The 494-nt window shown below is 61.3% G+C and carries 1 pseudogene; it reads left to right on the top strand.

The annotated features are described in order from the left end of the window. Window positions 1–480, top strand: a pseudogene (locus B3M52_RS12025) (proton-conducting transporter membrane subunit); the annotation flags it as partial. Between the last annotated feature and the right edge of the window lie 14 nt (window positions 481–494).

The raw sequence follows: 494 nt of genomic DNA, 5'->3' as shown, positions 1-494 counted from the left end.
TAGACCCGGATTCGAGCCGCTACCCGATTCTTCATCTACACCCAGGCCAGTGGCCTGCTCATGCTGGTGGCGATACTCTCACTGGTGTTCGTGCATTACGCCAACACCGGCGAACTGTCCTTCAGCTACGACACCTTGCTGGATACCGAGGTCCCGGAGGCGCTGGCGCCGTGGCTGATGCTGGGCTTCTTTGTGGCCTTTGCCGTGAAGCTGCCGGTGGTCCCATTCCATGGCTGGCTTCCGGATGCCCATGCCCAGGCGCCGACCGCCGGCAGTGTCGATCTGGCCGGTATCCTGTTGAAAACCGCCGCCTACGGCATCCTGCGGTTTGCGCTGCCGCTGTTCCCGGAAGAGTCCCAGGCGTTTGCGCCTGTCGCCATGACACTCGGGCTGGTGGGCATTATCTATGGTGCTGTACTGGCGTGTGGACAGCAGGACATCAAGCGCCTGATCGCCTATACCAGTATCTCCCACATGGGCTTCGTGCTGATTGC

This window comes from Marinobacter sp. UBA2688 (assembly GCF_002352785.1).
GTDB classification, from domain to species: Bacteria; Pseudomonadota; Gammaproteobacteria; order Pseudomonadales; family Oleiphilaceae; genus Marinobacter; species Marinobacter salarius.
This window is presented reverse-complemented; position numbering and strand designations above follow the sequence as displayed.